15 protein-coding genes are annotated in these 13,486 nt (G+C 60.7%); 6 read left to right on the top strand and 9 right to left on the bottom strand.

The window, feature by feature from the left end; genetic code table 11:
- Positions 1-3: 3 nt before the first annotated feature.
- From flgC to flgF, 5 genes are all read right to left on the bottom strand, one after another.
- A complete protein-coding gene (flgC, locus tag GGD53_RS15130; RefSeq protein WP_184457271.1) occupies positions 4-420 on the bottom strand; it encodes a flagellar basal body rod protein FlgC in 417 nt (138 codons plus the stop codon).
- A 5-nt stretch (positions 421-425) separates the two neighbouring features.
- Entirely contained in the window at positions 426-818 is a 393-nt protein-coding gene (flgB, locus tag GGD53_RS15125) for a flagellar basal body rod protein FlgB (RefSeq protein WP_011424023.1), read from the bottom strand.
- Positions 819-978: 160 nt separating this feature from the next.
- On the bottom strand, positions 979-1,521 hold the full coding sequence (locus tag GGD53_RS15120) for a flagellar protein (protein WP_184457269.1): 543 nt from the start codon (positions 1,519-1,521) through the stop codon (positions 979-981).
- A gap of 2 nt (positions 1,522-1,523) precedes the next feature.
- Positions 1,524-2,921, bottom strand: a complete 1,398-nt coding sequence (fliI, locus tag GGD53_RS15115) for a flagellar protein export ATPase FliI (RefSeq protein ID WP_184457267.1) — start codon at positions 2,919-2,921, stop codon at positions 1,524-1,526.
- A gap of 3 nt (positions 2,922-2,924) precedes the next feature.
- A complete protein-coding gene (flgF, locus tag GGD53_RS15110) occupies positions 2,925-3,659 on the bottom strand; it encodes a flagellar basal-body rod protein FlgF (protein WP_184457265.1) in 735 nt (244 codons plus the stop codon).
- A 254-nt stretch (positions 3,660-3,913) separates the two neighbouring features.
- Here flgF and motA point away from each other — a divergent pair, with 254 nt between their 5' ends.
- From motA to GGD53_RS15080, 6 genes are all read left to right on the top strand, one after another.
- The gene (motA, locus tag GGD53_RS15105) at positions 3,914-4,786 is read left to right on the top strand and encodes a flagellar motor stator protein MotA (protein WP_020920386.1); all 873 of its coding nucleotides are present in this window, start codon (positions 3,914-3,916) and stop codon (positions 4,784-4,786) included.
- Positions 4,787-5,737 (top strand): FliM/FliN family flagellar motor switch protein, encoded by a 951-nt coding sequence (locus GGD53_RS15100; RefSeq protein ID WP_184457263.1) that lies wholly within the window; start codon positions 4,787-4,789, stop codon positions 5,735-5,737.
- A 65-nt stretch (positions 5,738-5,802) separates the two neighbouring features.
- Complete coding sequence (fliN, locus tag GGD53_RS15095; RefSeq protein ID WP_085858082.1) at positions 5,803-6,390, top strand: flagellar motor switch protein FliN; 588 nt, start codon at positions 5,803-5,805, stop codon at positions 6,388-6,390.
- Between the two features lie 27 nt (positions 6,391-6,417).
- On the top strand, positions 6,418-7,458 hold the full coding sequence (gene fliG, locus GGD53_RS15090; RefSeq protein ID WP_064800671.1) for a flagellar motor switch protein FliG: 1,041 nt from the start codon (positions 6,418-6,420) through the stop codon (positions 7,456-7,458).
- A gap of 231 nt (positions 7,459-7,689) precedes the next feature.
- Positions 7,690-8,769, top strand: a complete 1,080-nt coding sequence (gene flhB, locus GGD53_RS15085; RefSeq protein ID WP_064800670.1) for a flagellar biosynthesis protein FlhB — start codon at positions 7,690-7,692, stop codon at positions 8,767-8,769.
- Positions 8,770-8,774: 5 nt separating this feature from the next.
- Positions 8,775-9,215 carry a hypothetical protein gene (locus GGD53_RS15080; protein WP_184457261.1) on the top strand — a complete coding sequence of 147 codons (441 nt, stop codon included), beginning with the start codon at positions 8,775-8,777 and terminating at the stop codon, positions 9,213-9,215.
- Positions 9,216-9,262: 47 nt separating this feature from the next.
- On the opposite strand, the gene visR is transcribed toward GGD53_RS15080, so the two are convergent.
- From visR to cheT, 4 genes are all read right to left on the bottom strand, one after another.
- On the bottom strand, positions 9,263-10,009 hold the full coding sequence (visR, locus tag GGD53_RS15075) for a transcriptional regulator VisR (RefSeq protein ID WP_184457259.1): 747 nt from the start codon (positions 10,007-10,009) through the stop codon (positions 9,263-9,265).
- A gap of 8 nt (positions 10,010-10,017) precedes the next feature.
- Entirely contained in the window at positions 10,018-10,764 is a 747-nt protein-coding gene (gene visN, locus GGD53_RS15070; protein WP_184457257.1) for a transcriptional regulator VisN, read from the bottom strand.
- 445 nt (positions 10,765-11,209) lie between these two features.
- Positions 11,210-12,895, bottom strand: coding sequence for a flagellar basal-body MS-ring/collar protein FliF (gene fliF / locus GGD53_RS15065; RefSeq protein WP_184457255.1), 1,686 nt, complete (start codon positions 12,893-12,895; stop codon positions 11,210-11,212).
- 196 nt (positions 12,896-13,091) lie between these two features.
- On the bottom strand, positions 13,092-13,481 hold the full coding sequence (gene cheT, locus GGD53_RS15060) for a chemotaxis protein CheT (RefSeq protein WP_088395213.1): 390 nt from the start codon (positions 13,479-13,481) through the stop codon (positions 13,092-13,094).
- Positions 13,482-13,486: the final 5 nt, after the last annotated feature.

Below are 13,486 nucleotides of genomic sequence, written 5' to 3'. Positions count from 1 at the left end.
TGATTATTGGCTCTTCAGAAGATCGATCGTGGACGAGATGAGGTCGCGGGTCTGCTTGATGGTCTGCAGATTGGCATCATAGGAGCGATTGGCTTCACGCATGTCGGCCATCTCGACCAGGATGTTGACGTTCGGCAATTTGACGACGCCCCTGGCGTCCGCCGCCGGATTGCTGGGGTCGAACTCGGTGCTGAAATCGCCTTCGTCGACGCCGACCTTCTTAACGTTGACGGTCTCGACGCCGCTGGTGCGGTCCATCTGCTGACCGAAGGTGATCGTCTTCCGGCGGTATGGGTCGGCGCCCGGCGTGTCACCGGTCGAGCGGGCGTTGGCAATGTTTTCCGAGACGATGCGCAGGCGCGTCGATTGCGCCTCGAGCCCCGAACCGGCGATTTTCATAGCTGCGGAAAGCGGATCCATGGCAATTACTTCCTGACCGTCATCAACATCATGCGGTTGAAGGAGCTGACAAGCGAGGTGTTCAGGTCGTACTGGCGCTTGATGTCACCCGACTTGGAAAGCTCCTCGGCCAAACCGACGGTGTTGCCGGATTCCTGAATGCCGATCTCCTGGTCGAGGGCCGCTTCCTTGACGTCGATATCGCCGCTGTCGCTGAAATCGTTGCCGCTGAAGTGCGCCGGATTGGTGCGCGCCATGGTGATGTCGGATCTGTCCAGCACGGCATCGAAGGGCGTGACGTCCTTGGCGCGGAATTTCGGAGTATTGGCATTCGCGATGTTGCCGGCAACAACCTGCTGACGGATCGTCAGCCATTCCGCCTGTCGCGAAGCCAAGTCGAAAAGTTGGATCGGTTGCATGAGAACTCTCCGTTTTTACTATCCGGAACCTAGAGCGGTAATCTTGCGTGGGACTTACGGGAATTCGGCCTTCGAGGCGCTTCGCCGAAGGCCGCCATAGAAAAGGGCTCCTGCCGGTTCGCGGCGGAGCCCCTCTTGTCTTCAGCTTTTGCGAGGAGGTTCAATCGTTCTTGTAGATATCGCCCTTGGAGGTGATGATCACCCATTTGCCCTCGCGCTGCTCGATCATCGCCAGGCGGCTTTCGTCGGGCAGGACCGAGCCGATGCGCACCACGTACATGCCCGAGGGATCCTCGATCAGCGCCCGGCCGTTGGACACGTGCAGTAGGCGGAAGGAAGACTTGCCCGGGAAAGGCTGGTCTTCCAGCATCGCGCCGCCGTCACGCTGCTTGCCGAGATCGGAGACCGTCGCCGTCGTCAGCGGATCGACCGGCGGAGCCTTCTTGGCCGCCTCGTTCTTGTTGACCATGGCCAGCGGTGAGACGCTGAAGACGTTGCGGGCGGGCCAATCCGGCAGTTCGCGCGAATTGCTGCTGGTGGCGACATGGATGCCGAACTTGTCGGCATTGAAGAAGACGTACCAGGGGAAAAAGGCGGAGGCGCCGGCAAGCGCCAGGCCGGCGAAGGTGAGAAACCGATCCAGAGTGGCGGTCTTCTTGCGCTGCGTCAGGGAAGCGATGCGTTCATCGTCGAAATCAGCCACGTCTATCTCCTCTGCATGGGTGCGCCCTGATTGCCCATGCCGGCCGCAGCCTTGAGCGCGCCGGCGAGATCGGCAAAAGCGTCGACCGAGTCGCGATCGCCTGGAGACTGTTTCAGGACGTCGTAAATGATGGGGACCTGCCTGACCGCCATGTCGAGATCGGGATCGGCGCCCTGGCGATAACCGCCGATCAGCCGCAGGTCCCTCGTTTCCTCAAAGCGGTGGATCAATACCTTCAAGCGCGACACCAGCTTTTCCTGATCCGGCGTCCAGGCCTTACGGGCAAGACGCGAGATCGAGGCGAGCGGATCGATCGGAGGATAGCGCCCTTCTTCGGCGAGACTGCGCTGCAGGACGATATGGCCGTCGAGAATACCGCGCGTCGAATCGGCGATCGGGTCGTTGTGGTTGTCGCCGTCGACGAGGATCGAGATGATGGCGGTGATCGTGCCGGCGCCCTCGGGGCCGGGACCGGCGCGTTCGAGCAGGCGCGGCAGCTCGGTGAAGACGGAGGCGGGATAACCGCGAGCGATCGGCGGTTCGCCCGAGGCGGTCGCCACCTCGCGGATCGCATGGGCAAAACGGGTGACGCTGTCGACGATGAAGAGCACGTTTTCGCCCTTGTCGCGGAAATGCTCGGCGATGGTGACCGCCGTCAGCGGCGCCATCTTGCGCAGCATCGGGCTTTCGTCGCTGGTCGCGACGACGGCAATCGCCTTCTTCATATTGCTGCCGAGCGTATCCTCGATGAATTCGCGCACCTCGCGGCCGCGTTCGCCGACGAGCGCGATGACCACCTTGTCGAAGGCGTCGGCGCGGGCGAGCATGGACAGAAGCGTCGACTTGCCGACGCCGGAGCCGGCAAAAATGCCGAGCCGCTGGCCGAGGCAGAGCGGCGAAAAAATGTCGATCGCACGTACGCCGGTCTTGAAGCCGGTCCCGACCCGCTGTCGGGTCATCGACGGCGGCGCAGTATTGGAGATCGAGCGGCGGTCGAGGCCTTCGGTGATCGGACCCAGCCCGTCGATCGGTTCGCAGAGCGAATTGACGGTGCGCCCGCACCAGCTGTCCGACGGCGCGATGCGGAAGGCGCCCTTACGGATGACGGTATCATGGATGCCGATCGGCTCGCCGGGCTCGATCGGGCAGACATAGATCAGCTCCGGCTCGACACGAACGACCTCGCCGAGATGGACGCCGGAGGCGGATTTATGCGCCACGAACTCGCCGAGACGAACATGGCGGGAAAGACCGCGGACGGTATAGTGGCCGGCGGCAATGGTCTCGACGCGACCGCCATGGGCAACGGCGAGTTCCGGCGATGCATATTGGACGACGAGACCTGCCAGATGCGCCAGCTTGGGGGAAAGGCCATCCTCGGACAACAGCGTGGTGCTCATTGCTTAGCGGCTGCCCCCAAGCGTCTGGACGGCTTGCTTGAACGAATCCTCGCTGTCGCGCATCAGCGAGGAGACACTTTCGAAGGCTCGGTTGACTTCGATCAGCTGGGTGATCTCGCGCATGGCGTTGACATTGGAATTTTCCAGATAACCCTGTTCGACGCCGACATTGAAACGGTCGACGACGGCGCGCGGCTGGTCGGTGGTCATGATGCCGCTGTTTTCGTAGCGCAGGTAACCCTTGCTGATATCGGCCTCGAACAGGCCAAGCGAGCCGACCTGGCGGCCGCCCTGATAGATGATGCCGTCGGTGCCGACAGTAGGCTCGCCGCCCTTCGTATCGAGCTGGATCGGTGCGCCGCCGGCATCGAGAACGGGATATCCGCGGATCGAGACGAGTTCGCCGGTATCCTTGAGCGTAAAGCGGCCGTCCCTCGTCAGCACACGGCCGGCGGGAGTGTCGAGGGCAAACCAGGCATCGCCCTTAATGGCGAAATCGAGCATGTTGCCGGTGTGCTGCAACTCGCCGTTCTGCTCGTTCAGATAATCGTTGCCCTGGGAAACGAAGGCGACCTTGGTGTTCAGCTTGTTCTTGGTGGCCGCCACCATCTCGTCGAACTTCACCTCGGTGGCGCGAAAACCGGTGGTGTTCACGTTCGCCATGTTGTCGGCGATGGTGTTCAGGCGCTTTTCAAGCGCCATCTGCGACGACAGAGAAACGTAAAGACCGGATTGCATGTCTGTAAGCTCCAAGCATTGGCGATGAACGGTACGAAAAGCCGGGCGTCGTCTGATCTGGTTCGGCCGGAATTTCGCTGAGGCGGCATCTCAGAAACGGGCGCGAGCGCCCATTCGTCTCCTTTAGATTGGCGGCAGATGCTTGCGCGAAGCTGGCACGTGGAAATGCCCCGGGACCGACCCTTTCATCAGCCTCACGCAAGGCAGAAACCCTATCCGTCTCGAAGAAAAGCAACGTTCAGATTGGGCTGACGATGAACATCATTATCGGATTTATTGTTGTCTGCGGCTGCATCGTCGGCAGCTTCATGGCGATGGGCGGCGAAGTGGATGCGCTGTTCCAGCCCTTCGAATTTCTCATCATCGGCGGCGCCGGCCTCGGCAGCTTCATCATGGCGAACCCGATGAAGGTGGTGAAGGACTCCGGCAAGGCGCTTGCAGAGGCCTTCAAGCACGCCGTGCCGAAGGAGCGCAATTATCTCGATACGCTCGGCGTACTCTACTCGCTGATGCGCGACCTGCGCACCAAGTCGCGAAACGAAATCGAAGCCCATATCGACAATCCTGCCGAATCGACGATCTTTCAGCAGGCTCCGACGGTTCTGAAGAACAAGGAACTGACGGCGTTCATCTGCGATTACGTGCGGCTGATCATTATCGGCAACGCCCGTAGCCACGAGATCGAGGCGCTGATGGACGAAGAGCTCAACACCATCATGCACGACAAGATGAAGCCCTATCACGCGATCCAGATCATGGGCGATTCCTTCCCGGCGATCGGTATCGTCGCGGCCGTTCTCGGCGTCATCAAGGCGATGGCCCACATCAACGATTCGCCCGAGGTGCTCGGCCATCTGATCGGCTCGGCGCTCGTCGGCACCTTCCTCGGCATTCTCCTGTCCTACTGCGTCTGCTCGCCGCTGGTTAGCCAGATCAAGGTCGTCCGCAACAAGCAGCATCGCCTCTACGTCATCGTCAAGCAGACGCTGCTTGCCTATATGAACGGCTCGGTGCCCCAGGTCGCTCTCGAATACGGCCGCAAGACGATCTCGGCCTACGAACGTCCTTCCATCGATGCAGTCGAACAGGAAATGATGAACCCAGGCGGCGAGAACAAGGCGGCTTAAATGACCATGAGCGATGCTTCGCATGACAAACCGGCAATGGATCCCGCCCTTCTCGCCAAGCTGACCGGCGGGCTCGGAGACAGAGGCAGGGTCGCCAAGATCTGTAGCGCCTTCGGGGATGTCTACAGCGAGTTCTTTCCCGACGTCATCAAAAGCGAGACCGGCCTCGACATGACCGTCAGCTATCTCGGCTGCGAGATCGGCTACAAGAACCACCTGGTGGACGACCTCAGCCACAACGTCACGCTCGTCGACGCGACGCTGCGCAACTGGTCTCAGAACGTCGCGCTTGCCTGCGGCAACGGTTTCATCATCACGCTGATGGAACACCTGCTCGGCGCCACCGCCGATACGATCGAGGAGCCGGCCGAGCGGCTGCTCTCCGTCATCGAACTCGATCTGGCGGTCATGGTCTTCGACAAGATCGCCAAGGTGCTGCGCTCGGCGGTGAATGCACCGGGTGGTTTCGAGCCCAGTCTTTCGGCCCCGCATGCCCATGACGCCCGCCCCCGGCCGGCGGAGGACAAGCCGGACGAATTTGCCGCCGCCATCAATATGTCGATCACGCTCGCCGGCATTGTTTCGGAATTCTCACTGATCATTCCGCAGACGGCGCTGCTCAAAACCAAGGTGACGCCGCCGAAGCCGAAGCGCCAGACCGGCGGCAATTCGCCGGAATGGACCGAACAACTCGGCGACCAGGTCCGCCGCTCGCATGTCACGCTCGAGGCCAGGATCAGGCTACAGGACCTGACGCTGCGCACCATATCGAAGCTGATGGCCGGGGACGTCATCCCGTTCCGCGACAGCGGCGACGTACGCGTCGAGGTCAGCGCCAACAGCAAGGAACTCTATATATGCGAGTTCGGGCGCTCCGGCGAAAACTACATGGTCCGCGTCAAGGATACGATGAACTCGGATGACGAACTCATCCGTCACTTAATGAATTGATCGGTTCTCTGGCTTCTGGGCCGCAAAGGCAGTTTGAGGCAAGTTTCAACTGGAATAGTGATTTCATGGCAACGAAGAAAACACAGCAGAACAGTGACCTCTCCCTGGATATGCCGGGCAGCGAAGCCGATCTCGACCAGGCGATCGACGATCTGCGCGGCGTGCTGAAGAAAGATGCCGATAGCGACCTGTCGCAGTTTGGCGGCGAGCTGGAGAATGATGGCTTCGCGGCAGGAACGGATCTGGCCGCCTTCGGTGGCGAGATTTCGGATTCCCCTTTCGGCGGCGATGATTTCGGCGGCGATTTCGGCGCCGGCAATGCCAGCCCGGCCGCAGGCATGGATTTCGGCGGCAGCTCTTCGTTCGAGGCGTCATCGGCGCCGCTCGGCAGCGCGCTGACCTCGAACTTCGAGCTGATCATGGACATTCCGATCGATGTCCAGATCATGCTCGGCACCAGCCGCATGCAGGTCTCCAGCCTGATGAACCTCAATGAAGGAGCGACGATCGCTCTCGACAAGAGAATCGGCGAACCCGTGGAGATCATGGTGAACGGCCGCAGGATTGCACGCGGCGAGATTACGGTTCTTGATAACGACGACACCCGGTTCGGCGTGAAGCTGATAGAAGTTTTGAGTACGAAAAAAGCCTGATCCCTGTGGGGACGGAGAGGTTAGACCATGATGGACTTTGACGATTTCGGCGGCGCGCTAGCCGGGAAACCGTTGACCCAGGCTGAAAAGGCGGCGGCGGTCCTTCTCGCCATGGGAAAGGGTGTCGCCGGCCGGCTGTTGAAATATTTCACCCAGGCCGAGCTGCAGACCATTATCGCATCTGCCCAGTCGCTGCGCGCCATTCCGCCGGACGAGCTCCTGTCCCTCGTCTCCGAGTTCGAGGACCTCTTCACCGAGGGCGCCGGACTGATGGACAATGCTAAAGCGATCGAGGCTATTCTGGAAGAAGGCCTGACCCCCGACGAGGTGGACAGCCTGCTCGGCCGCCGTACGGCCTTCCAGGCCTACGAGACCTCGATTTGGGATCGCCTCAGCGAAGCCGAGCCGGCATTCGTCGCACAGTTCCTACTGCGCGAACATCCGCAGACCGTCGCCTATATCCTTTCGATGATGCCCTCCTCCTTCGGCGCCAAGGTGCTGCTGCAGCTTCCCGACAACCGCCGCGCCGACATCATGAATCGAACGGTCAACATGAAGGCCGTCAGCCCGAAGGCGGCGCAGATCATCGAGAACCAAGTGATGACGCTGCTTGCCGAAATCGAGGCAGAGCGCAACGCTGCCGGCTCGACGAAGGTCGCCGATCTTATGAACGAGCTCGACAAGCCGCAGGTCGATACGCTGCTCACCTCGCTCGAATCGATCAGCCGCGAATCGGTCAACAAGGTTCGGCCGAAGATCTTCCTCTTCGAGGACCTCATGTATATGCCGCAGCGCAGCCGCGTCCTGCTGCTCAACGACATTTCGACCGACGTGCTCACCGTCTCGTTGCGCGGCTCGCCGGCCGAGATCCGCGAATCGGTTCTGTCCGCCATCAGTCCGCGCCAGCGCCGCATGATCGAATCGGATCTGCAGAGCGGCATGGGCGGCGTCAATCCGCGTGAGATCGCGATTGCGCGGCGCGCTGTGGCGCAGGAAGCGATTCGCCTGGCCAACTCAGGCCAGATCGAGCTCAAGGAGAAAGAAGGCGAAGCTTCGGCCGCCGCCTGACCTTCTGAGACTGTTGACAAATCCGGCCGGCAAACAGGCCGCTGTTGATCGCCGCGCCACAGGCGATTACCCTTCATCGATAGGCCGCGCTCTATGGCGTGTCGCAGAACACTGGGTTTCTGCGGCGCGCCATAGGTTTTTGTTTTGACGCATCTCGTCATCCCAAAATCGCTGCCCGGTTCGGGGTGGCATGCATGAGCTGCGGCCTGTTTTTTGACGGAGGGCCGCGACTTGGCAGATGATGACAAGGACAGCAAAACAGAAGCCCCGACCGCGAAAAAGCAAACGGACGCCGCGGAAAAAGGCAATGTGCCGTTTTCGCGTGAGCTGTCGATCTTCGCGACCATCCTCGCCACTTTCATCTATCTGGTGTTCTTCCTTCCCGATAGCGTCGGCCGCATGGGCGAAACGCTGCGCGACATTTTCGAGCAGCCCGACCAGTGGAAAATCGAGACGGGACCGGACATTCTGGCGCTCTTCGTCCGACTCGGCTGGGCGAGCGCGGCGCTGCTGGCACCCGCCTTCATCCTGTTCATGGTCTTCGGCATCGCCTCCTCGATATTCCAGAACCTGCCGACGCCTGTGCTCGAACGCATCAGGCCGCAGGCCTCTCGCATCTCTCCGGTGAAGGGCTGGTCACGGCTCTTCAGCCTGCCCGGCCTCGTCGAGTTCGGAAAGTCGCTGTTCAAGGTCGTCGTCGTCGGGGTCGTCCTGTTCTTCGTGCTCAGGAGCGAATATTTCGGCTCGATCGACGCCATGTTCTCCGATCCGCAGACAATCCTCGTGCGGATGATGACGGCGATGCGCAAGATCATCATCGTCATGCTGATCGCCACCGCGATCGTGGCGATCGCCGATCTTTTCTGGACGCGCCATCACTGGTTCACCGAACTCAAGATGACGCGCCACGAGGTGAAGGAAGAAAACAAGCAGGCGCAGGGCGACCCCTTCGTCAAAAGCCGGCAGCGCTCGCTGATGCGCGACCGCGCTCGCCGGCGCATGATCGCCAACGTGCACCGCGCCACGCTTGTCATCGCCAACCCGACGCACTACGCCGTGGCGCTGCGCTATGCGCGTGAAGAGAACGACGCGCCGGTGGTTCTGGCCAAGGGCCAGGACCTGATCGCACTCAAAATCAGGGAGATCGCCGAGCAGAACGGCATTCCGGTGTTCGAGGACCCGCCGCTTGCGCGCTCCATGTTTGCGCAAGTCTCGGTCGATAGTGTCATACCGTCAGTCTTCTATAAGGCCGTTGCGGAGCTCATACACAGGGTCTACGCCGCAGACGCCAAGAACAAACGGGTAAGATAAGCCGAATGAAAAAATGCCCTCACTCTGCCCAGCGTGAAAAAATCCTCGCAGACGCGATCAGCCCGGTCGCCACCGAACTGCGCCTTCTGGATGCCTCTGACCTTATCTCACTGCTGCGCTTCGAGTATTACGGCAATCTTTCCGATCTCGTCGCTTCGGCGGCGGAGCTTTTCTTTCATCCGGGCACGGTCAATTTCGGCCTGGGCGGAAACTATACGCTGGAATGGGGCGGCAAGCCGGAAGTCGTTCTCGACCTGGAAATCAAGCCGCGCGGGGTCACCGTCTATGCCCAGCTCACCCTTGCCGACAATCATGCCGGCATCGAAATCAACCACATCGCCTTCGAGGACCCCTCCTCCGATCCCGACGAGAACACTGCCTTTCTGGAAAAGAGCCTTCGGCAATCCCGCTACAGCGTGAAACCGCCGCACGCGCTCGCCAGCTGATTTGCCTCAGGGCAATTTCGCCGTCTTACAAGAAGGTGGCAGGCGCTCTAGCTAATGTATCCGAGCCGGATCGCCTTGGCGATCGCCTGGATGCGGTTGACGGAATCGAGCTTGATGGTCGCCGAGCCGAGATAGGCATTGACCGTGTGCACGGACAGGCCGAGTTTTTCGGCGATCTCTTCGCTGATGCGGCCATCGCCGGCGAGCTGGAGACAGGCGATTTCCCGTTCGCTCAGCGCTTCGGCAGCGGCCGAGCGGCGTTCGTCGAGCGAGAGCAGATCCATCATCACGTGGCAGCAGCGGCCGTGCAGCTCGACGATCGTATCGCTTGAAGGATCGATATCATCGCCGGTGAAAAGGATGAAGCCGTTGCCGAGGGTGCCGAGCCGCACCGGGAAAGCAAGGCCGGAGAAAGGCAGAATTCCATCCTTCAGGCGCGTCATGAAGGGCGAGAAATCCGCCGGACCGGGGGCCGCCCGGTCGTGTGCGCCGGCCCATGAAAGCGGCAGCAGCGACTTTTCGATATGGTCGAGAAGAATATTGCCATAGGCATCCGTGAAAGCTTTGGCAAAACCGCTATTCGAAGGTCCCCAGTTCTCGAGCTCACAGACAAGGCGCTGCTTTGCCGGCAGTCCCGAGCCGCTGACACGGTAGATCGCGAAGCCTTGAGCGTCGGCGAGCTTCTGCATCGCGATCAGTCGCGGATAAAGATCCGAACGGCTGGAAATCCTGTTCACCCGCACCATGCGCAGCGGATCGGCGCCGTTCATCACCCTGCTTGATGGATGTGCCATGGATTCCCCTATACGAGATTGTTGCGGACCGCGAAGGCAATGGCCTCCGACCGGGTCTTGGTCGCCGTCTTGCGCATCACGCTGGTGATGTAATTGTTGATGGTATTGCGGGATATTCCGAGAATCATCGCGATCTCATCGCTGGTCTTGCCCTCGGCGATCCAGAACAGGCATTCCAGCTCGCGGTCGGTCAGTTCGAAATCGCGGTCGACCTTTGCGCCCCCGCAGCGAAGGAAGCTTGCGACGTAGCCGGCAAGCAGTCCCACATCCCGCAGGCGCTCCGGCGACAGGATGAAGCCTTCGCCGAACAGGAACATCAAGGCGAGCCGCGAGCGGCCGACATTGAAGGTCAGTGAGCAATACTGGCGGCTGGCACCCTCCGGCACATCGGCGCCTTCGGGCAGAAGCGCGAAATTCGGCTGGAAGACCTGCATGCATTTTTCCAGCTCGGTCGAGCGGGCATAGGTGCTGACGAGATCGTTGGCGACCTCCTTGACCAGATCGAAGGGCCAGTCGGAGGAAACGATGAAATCCAGGCCGCTTTCCTGGATGAGATCACAACGCGCCAGAAGATAATGCGAGGCACCGACATATTCCGTCAGTGCACGCAGGCCGGACTGCAACCTGCCAGTGTTGGCGACCCCGTGCAGGCGCTGGATCAGTTCGTCGCGCGGCAACAGAGCCGGCGCCACTGCGCTCGCGAAACTCATCATCTGCCTCTCGCCTTTGCTCGCCAGAGCTATGTTCATATCCATCGGCAACGTCCTGCGGCTGAGAAGCGATCACACTCGGGTGCAACTGCACTTTTTCTGCAAAGGATTCAATTCAGTCCCGCTCGAATCCCATTTCGAATCACCTAAGGGTAAGCCAGCCGATGTAAAGTACCATCTCCGACTTCTAGGGATTTACTTTCGCTGCCGCTCATGCCGTGATTCGAGGACGACTTGCGCCCCTCAGAATACTCGGAAGGCTAAGATGATTCTGGCTGTACCGCAACTTCATTCGCGTTTTACGCGAGTGATCTTCAACAATTTTATCCAAATTCTTCACGCGGCCGGATCTATTCCCATTCGACAGCCGGAGCCGAATACAAATCGGGGAATGAGCAGTCGGCTCTCCTGCGGAGACCGATAACAATCCTGCTCCGGCAGTGAAAAGCCTGTACCGACATGAAAAAAGGCCGGTTGCCCGGCCTCTTTCTTATGCTGCGTCGTCGATCGCCCATTTTCTAAGGATTTTGGCGGCGCGCTCCTCGTTGATTTCCACCATGCGGGCAAGCTTGCGTTCCGGGCCCTCCCTGACGCGGCGGTTGAAGTTGCCGTCGTCGTCGCCGAGGCTGAGCAGATCCTCGGTGCTGTCGAAGCCGAAATCGGAGCCGAAGCCGTCCATGAGAGCGCCTCCAGGGGCGCCGGCCGCCGGTGCGAAGTCCGGAAGTTCGAGACCGGCCGCTTCCGGCGTGGCGTCGCCGAGAACCGCGCCGTTGCCGCTGACGCTGCGTACCAGCGGCCGCAGACCCATCCAGACCACCACGAAGGCGACCGCGACGAAGGCGAGCGAGTTGATGATGCCGGCAAGGTTGCGGCTCAGCATATCCATGACGCGGACACCGCCGGTGGCGTCTTCCAGCAGCTGGTTCTCGAGGAAGTCCATCGCCGTGACGGTGACGACGTCGCCGCGCTTGGCGTCGATGCCGGCCGCCGATGCGACGATCTTCTGCATTTCGGCGAGATAGGCGTCGATCTTGGCCTGGTCGGCGGGCTCGCCGACCATCTTGGCGATGCGGCCCTTGTTGACCACGACGGCGATCGAAAGCTTCTCGACCTGATAGCTGTTGCGGGTCGTCGCCGTCGTCTTGCTGTTGATTTCGTAGTTTGTCTGCTCTTCGCGCTTATCCGACTTGTCCTGTGATTCCGGGCCGCCGGAGCCGCCGGCATCAGGAGCCGCCTGGGGAATGTTCTGTTCGACCGTCGTCGCGTTGTCGGACTGCCTCTGCTGCGACTGCTGAGCTTCCTTCGTCGAACGAACCGAACGTTCGACCTTGGATTCGGGATCGTAAACCGTCTCCTGGATCTGTTGAGCATCGGTGTTGAGGTCGGCGGTGACGCTGGAGCGGAAGTTATCCATGCCAAGGAAAGGCGCCAGCGCCTTGTCGATGTTGGATTCGACTTCCTGCTGAACATTCTGGACGATGTTGAGCGAGCGGTTCAGCGAGCTGTTGCTCGCTTCGTCGCCGGACGCGAGAAGCTGGCCGGCTGAATCAAGAATCGTGACGTCATCGACATCAAGCCCCGGCACGGCCGAGGCGACGAGGTGACGGATCGAGGTCGCGGCGCCGCGCCCGGTGGCGGCGCTGGCGCGAATCATCACGGAGGCGGTCGGTTTCTGCTCCGCCTTCCGGAAGTTTCCGACCTCGGGCATGACGATATGGACGCGCGCGGCCGTTATGCCCGAGATCGACTGGATGGTGCGTGCGATTTCGCCTTCCAGCGCTCGAACCCGCGTCACCTCCTGCATGAAGGAGGTCAGGCCGAGGGAACCGACATTGTCGAAGAGTTCATAGCCGGCATTGGCGCTGTTCGGCAGGCCGCGCTCGGCAAGCATCAGGCGGGCCTTGCCGGTCATGCCAGCCGGAACTGTGATGCTGGCGCCGTCCGTGCCGACCTGGAAATTGATGTTGGCTTCGGCAAGCGCCATGCTGATCTGGTTGAGATCGGGAGCGTCGAGACCGACATAGAGCGTTTCTTGGGCCGGTTTGTTGACGAAAAGGGCAGCCGCAAGGATGATTGCGATGGAAACGGCGCCGACGCCTCCCAGAATCATCAGGCGTGTCCGGCCCAGGGCGCCAAAGTTCTTAAAAATCTGAACTAATTGATTTAACAGATTCATTCTGTTCTCGCACGATCCGTCAAAGACAAAGCAGGCTTATTGCCTCATCCGACGAATAATCGGCGAAACTTGTGCGAGCGTTTCGTGAGGAGCGCGCGACAGCGAAGGCCGAAGCATGTCGCGCAGCGATTTTGCGAGAACGACGTGCGTGAAAAGGACCTGGGGCGCGAAAAGCGGCGTTGAAAAGCCGCGTGCTTCAGAAGAAGTCGAAGTCGCCGGCGGCCTTGCTCAGCGGCTGCGAATGACCGTGGCGGGTGGAGCCGCCCAGCGCCTTCTGCATCTCCGCCAGCTTGACGAGGCTGAGCGCGGTCGCGACGTCGACCGTCCAGCCGAGCGGGATTTCGCCGGTGATGGTGTCGATGAATTCGGCAAGACCGCGTGACTTCTGCACGGCCAGATCGATGCCCTGCATGACCTTCATGGCGTCCGGCGAATTCAGAATTTCAGCGCCACCGAGGTCGAGGAGCTGCGGCTCGATGCGCTCGATCAGGTAAGCGACATCGTGGAGTTCCGAAACGATGCGCATCAGGATGTCGCTCAGCGCTTCGACAGGCGCGGGCGGCTCCATCACCGGAGTAAATGTCATATCAA

It is taken from the genome of Rhizobium aethiopicum, from assembly GCF_014197535.1.
GTDB classification, from domain to species: domain Bacteria; phylum Pseudomonadota; class Alphaproteobacteria; order Rhizobiales; family Rhizobiaceae; genus Rhizobium; species Rhizobium aethiopicum_A.
The sequence above is the reverse complement of the archived record's forward strand: the minus strand, read 5'-3'. Positions and strand labels throughout refer to the sequence as shown.

What these genes read in the sequence shown, in the direction of transcription:
- flgC (WP_184457271.1), bottom strand. Translation starts at nt 420, where the DNA reads ATGGATCCGCTTTCCGCAGCTATGAAAATCGCCGGTTCGGGGCTCGAG.
- flgB (WP_011424023.1), bottom strand. Translation starts at nt 818, where the DNA reads ATGCAACCGATCCAACTTTTCGACTTGGCTTCGCGACAGGCGGAATGG.
- fliI (WP_184457267.1), bottom strand. Translation starts at nt 2,921, where the DNA reads ATGAGCACCACGCTGTTGTCCGAGGATGGCCTTTCCCCCAAGCTGGCG.
- flgF (WP_184457265.1), bottom strand. Translation starts at nt 3,659, where the DNA reads ATGCAATCCGGTCTTTACGTTTCTCTGTCGTCGCAGATGGCGCTTGAA.
- motA (WP_020920386.1), top strand. Translation starts at nt 3,914, where the DNA reads ATGAACATCATTATCGGATTTATTGTTGTCTGCGGCTGCATCGTCGGC.
- GGD53_RS15100 (WP_184457263.1), top strand. Translation starts at nt 4,787, where the DNA reads ATGACCATGAGCGATGCTTCGCATGACAAACCGGCAATGGATCCCGCC.
- fliN (WP_085858082.1), top strand. Translation starts at nt 5,803, where the DNA reads ATGGCAACGAAGAAAACACAGCAGAACAGTGACCTCTCCCTGGATATG.
- fliG (WP_064800671.1), top strand. Translation starts at nt 6,418, where the DNA reads ATGATGGACTTTGACGATTTCGGCGGCGCGCTAGCCGGGAAACCGTTG.
- GGD53_RS15080 (WP_184457261.1), top strand. Translation starts at nt 8,775, where the DNA reads ATGAAAAAATGCCCTCACTCTGCCCAGCGTGAAAAAATCCTCGCAGAC.
- visR (WP_184457259.1), bottom strand. Translation starts at nt 10,009, where the DNA reads ATGGCACATCCATCAAGCAGGGTGATGAACGGCGCCGATCCGCTGCGC.
- visN (WP_184457257.1), bottom strand. Translation starts at nt 10,764, where the DNA reads ATGGATATGAACATAGCTCTGGCGAGCAAAGGCGAGAGGCAGATGATG.
- fliF (WP_184457255.1), bottom strand. Translation starts at nt 12,895, where the DNA reads ATGAATCTGTTAAATCAATTAGTTCAGATTTTTAAGAACTTTGGCGCC.
- cheT (WP_088395213.1), bottom strand. Translation starts at nt 13,481, where the DNA reads ATGACATTTACTCCGGTGATGGAGCCGCCCGCGCCTGTCGAAGCGCTG.